The organism is Acidovorax soli, from assembly GCF_014207955.1.
Classification (GTDB): Bacteria; Pseudomonadota; Gammaproteobacteria; order Burkholderiales; family Burkholderiaceae_C; genus Acidovorax; species Acidovorax soli_A.
Map to the genome: position 1 here is coordinate 1 of NZ_JACHLK010000041.1, position 4,069 is coordinate 4,069.

Consider the following 4,069-nt stretch of genomic DNA (forward strand, 5'->3'; position numbering starts at 1 on the left):
ACGCAGACTGGGGGCCGCCTTCTCTTTGGTGACTTTCTCTTGGCGGCCCAAGAGAAAGTTACTGCGCCGCCGGGCGCACATCCCGGCTCCCGCACTCAATCAAGGCACAAATCAACCATCGACCACAACCCGATCAATCCCTCAAACGCTCCGCCTTCGCCGTAGCCACCAACCAAGCCTTCAAAGCAGCCGCCGCAGGCCTCAGAACCCCACCCCGCCGGTGCACCAGGTAATACCCCTTCCCCACCGGCAACCGCATGGCAGGAAACGGCTCCACCAACCACCCCTCCCGCAACTCCACCTCGGTCAGGATGGCGCTGCTCAGCACCACCCCCTGCCCATGCCGCGCCGTCTCCAGCGCCATCATGCTCTGGTCGAAATGCTGGCCCGCAATCGCATCCACCTGCGCCCCCGACAACTGGCTGAAGCGCTGCAGCCAGGGCTTCCAGTACGGCAGCAAGGTCGTGTGCAGCAGCGTGGCGCGGGCCAGGTCGTCGGGGGTCTTGATGCGCAGGCGGCGCAAATAGTCCGGGGCGCTGTACAGGCGCGCCTCGTCGGGGTACAGCAACGTGCTGCGCAGCGCCGCGTCCTTGCCGTCGAAGTAGCGGATCGCCAGGTCCACCGGCTCGCGCTCGAAGTCGCTGAGCGCGGTCGTCGCGCCCAGGTGCAGCGACACATCGGGCCGGTGCTGCAAGAAGGCCGCCATGCGCGGCGCGAACCACTTGGCCGCCAGCGTGGGCGGCATCGACAGCCACACCGCATTGCGCTGCTGCTGTGCCTGCGCCTGCTGGCGCTGCTGCTGCTCGCGCAGCTCCACGCTGGCCTGCTCGATGCGTGCCAGCGCCGGGCCCACGCTGCCCCAGTAGGCCAAAGCCTGCGCAGTGGGCTGCACCTGGCGCACCGAGCGCACGAACAGCGGCGTGCCCAGCCACTCCTCAAGGTTCCTGATCTGCTGGCCCACGGCGCCAGGGGTCACATGCAGCTCCTGCGCGGCCAGGCTGAAGCTGGCGTGCTTCATCGCCGCATTGAAGGCGACCAAGGCCTTGATGGGGACAGCAGGAGTGGTGCTCATCAGAGGAGGAGGATGAAGATGGATGGCGATGGTGATAGTGCAGATTTTCTGCACCATGGCGCAAATTTAATCGATTGTCTGTCAGGTCCGGCACCACCACAATCCGCCATGCAGATCGGCCCCCCTGCGCCCTGCGCGCCCGGGGCCACTCCACAACAACAGTCCAGAGATTTTCATCCATGCCGGAACCCAGCAACAGTGCCAGCCGCAGCAATGACAGCAGCAGCGCCACCCCCACCAACCCCTGGCTCATCGTCGCCGTGGCCGCGGCCATCCTCATGGTTACCATGGGTTCGCGCCAGTCGCTGGGGCTGTTCCTCTCGCCCATCAACACCCACACCGGCCTGGGCGTGGCCAGCATCAGCTTTGCCATGGCCATTGCGCAGCTCGTCTGGGGCGCGGTACAGCCCGTCTTCGGCGCGGTGGCCGACCGCTGGGGCCCCGGCCGCGTCATCGTGCTCGGGGCCGTGCTGCTGGCCGCGGGCTCGGCGCTCACCACCCAGGTCACCAGCCAGTTCGGGCTGATCTTCGCCATCGGCCTGCTCAGCGCGGCGGGCGCCGGGGCGGGCAGTTTCTCCATCCTCATCGGCGCCACGGCGCAGCGCATCCCGGCCGAACGCCGCTCGTTCGCGGGCGGCGTCATCAACGCGGGCGGCAGCGCCGGGCAGTTCGTCTTTGCGCCGCTCAACCAGGCCATCATGTCCACCTTCGGCTGGATGAGCGCCATGTGGACCATGGCCGTGCTCGCTCTCACCACCGCGCCCATGGCCTGGTGGCTGCGCGGCAGCGACCGCAGCAAGCCCGCCCAGGGCAACGCTGGCAGCGACACCGGCATGACCCTGCGCCAGCAACTGCGCGTGGCCCTGCGCGACCGCAGCTACTGGTGCCTGCACGCGGGCTTTTTCACCTGCGGCTTCCACATCGCCTTTTTGGTCACCCACATGCCCGGCGAGGTCGCGCTGTGCGGCCTGAGCCCCAACGTCGCCGCCACCTCGCTGGCCATCATCGGCCTGGCCAATGTGGCCGGCAGCCTGGCCGCCGGCGCCCTGGGCTCGCGCGTGCGCATGAAGATGATCCTGTTCTGGATGTACGCCTCACGCGCCGTGGCCGTGCTGCTGTACCTGGCCGCGCCCAAGGACGCCTGGACCTTCTACGCCTTCGCCGCCGTGCTCGGCGCCACCTGGCTGGCCACCGTGCCACCCACCGCGGGGCTTACTGCCAAGCTCTTCGGCACCCGCTACCTGGCCACCCTGTTCGGCCTGACCCTGCTGAGCCACCAGATCGGGGGTTTCTTCGGTGCGTGGCTCGGGGGGCTCACGGTGGTCAACACCGGGGCGTACACGTGGATGTGGTGGGCGGATGCGGTGCTGGCGTTGGCTGCGGCGCTGGTGAATTTGCCGATCAAGGAGGCGCGGGTGGTGCGGCAGGGGGCGGTTGCGGCTTGAGTGCTGTTTCCGGCGGTGTGCTTTCACTGAGGGCGGAGGCCGGGCCTCGGCCCGGCGGCTTGCTCAGAGGCATGTGCCGATGGTGGCAGCATGCTTGGCGACAGGCGGGAGCCGGGATGTGCGCCCGGCGGCGCACCTACCTTCTTTTGCTTCGTCAAAAGAAGGTAGGCCAAGAAAAGACGACCCCGCTGCCCGTGTCCCCCATCGCCCTGTCGGGCGCTGGGGGCAGCCTGCGATGCTCGGTCCTGGGGTGTGCCGCAGAACTCGCTGCGTTCTTCGAACTCCGCTCAAACAGCTGCGGCAAGCTAGACAACGATGCGCGTGTCCTTCGGCACGCGCTCACCCCAGGCCCTGCGCTTCTCGGCACGGTCAGAAGGGGGTGGACACCAATACGGGCCATTGCTTCGCTCGGCTCGGGTTGCCTCGCTGCGCTTCGGCCTGGGCAGGGCCGCCGCGCCCGTTTCATCGGCAGCGCGCAGCGCGAACCGACACCAGGCGCCGCTGCGAAAGCAGCAGCCGGGTGGTACCCGCTCCCCACCCCTTCTGGCTGCGCCGAGGAGCGCAGGAACTGGGGTGGGCGTGTGTGCCGAAGGACACACACGCTTCGTTGTCTAGCTCATCGCAGATGTCTGAGCGAAGTTCGAAGAACGCAGCGAGTTCTGCGATGCCACCCCAGTTCCGAGCACCGCAGGTTGCCCCCATCGCCCGCCAGGGCGATGGGGGACGCAGACTGGGGGCCGCCTTCTCTTTGGTGACTTTCTCTTGGCGGCCCAAGAGAAAGTTACTGCGCCGCCGGGCGCACATCCCGGCTCCCGCACTCAGCCAAAGGCATGCAGCAAAAAGCAGCAGCACCCCGTCAAACGAGAAGATCATTGCAACCAGACCACCGAGCCAGAAACCAAGCCCCCCCAACTACACTGGCCCCATGACCCCCACCGCTGCAGCAGCAGACAATCCCCCTCCCCCCCCCGCCACCCGCGACGACTTCCTCCCCTTCATCCCCACCCACAACCTGCAAACCCTGGCCATCCTGATCAGCCTGCCCGCAGGCCTGCAGACCTGCCTGCTGGCCGAACTGCGGCGCGGCAACCCGCTGGTGCAGGTGGAACGGGCCGACTGGCCCCACCCGGGCAGCCTCTTCATCTCGCTCGGTGAACTGTTCGACCCCGCCACACGCGCCATGGCCCCCGGCCTGGGCGTGGCATGGCGCCAGGTCAACGACCCGCACTACTGGCGCGAAGACCTGTCCCAGGTCCGCGATGGGGTCGAGCACCTCGTCGTGTGCTGATCAGATACCAGGGCGCTCATTCCCGGTGCAGAACCAGAAGCCGCATGCGTTTTTCCATGCTGGGCCACGCCAGCGTCACAGGCAGAGAAGTTGTGCCCCCATCGGCAGCGCGCAGCGCGAACCGACCCCAGGCGCAGCTGCGAAAGCAGCAGCCGTCTTTGTCCCCGCTCCCACCCCTTCTGGCTGCGCCGAGAAGCGCAGGGCCTGGGGTGGGTGCGTGTGCCGAAGGACACACGCACTTCGTGATCTCTCAAGAAACAACAG

Annotated in this window: 3 protein-coding genes; 2 read left to right on the forward strand and 1 reads right to left on the reverse strand. The window is 67.6% G+C overall.

Annotated features, from left to right (window positions below; all coding sequences use genetic code 11):
- Positions 1-133 precede the first annotated feature (133 nt).
- On the reverse strand, positions 134-1,072 hold the full coding sequence (locus HNP48_RS35075) for a LysR substrate-binding domain-containing protein (protein WP_184866304.1): 939 nt from the start codon (positions 1,070-1,072) through the stop codon (positions 134-136).
- Positions 1,073-1,251: 179 nt separating this feature from the next.
- On the opposite strand from HNP48_RS35075, the gene HNP48_RS35080 reads away from it, so the two are divergent.
- Both HNP48_RS35080 and HNP48_RS35085 read left to right on the forward strand, forming a co-directional pair.
- Complete coding sequence (locus tag HNP48_RS35080; protein WP_184866306.1) at positions 1,252-2,517, forward strand: MFS transporter; 1,266 nt, start codon at positions 1,252-1,254, stop codon at positions 2,515-2,517.
- A 925-nt stretch (positions 2,518-3,442) separates the two neighbouring features.
- Positions 3,443-3,805, forward strand: coding sequence for a hypothetical protein (locus HNP48_RS35085; RefSeq protein WP_184866308.1), 363 nt, complete (start codon positions 3,443-3,445; stop codon positions 3,803-3,805).
- The last annotated feature ends 264 nt before the right edge of the window (positions 3,806-4,069 follow it).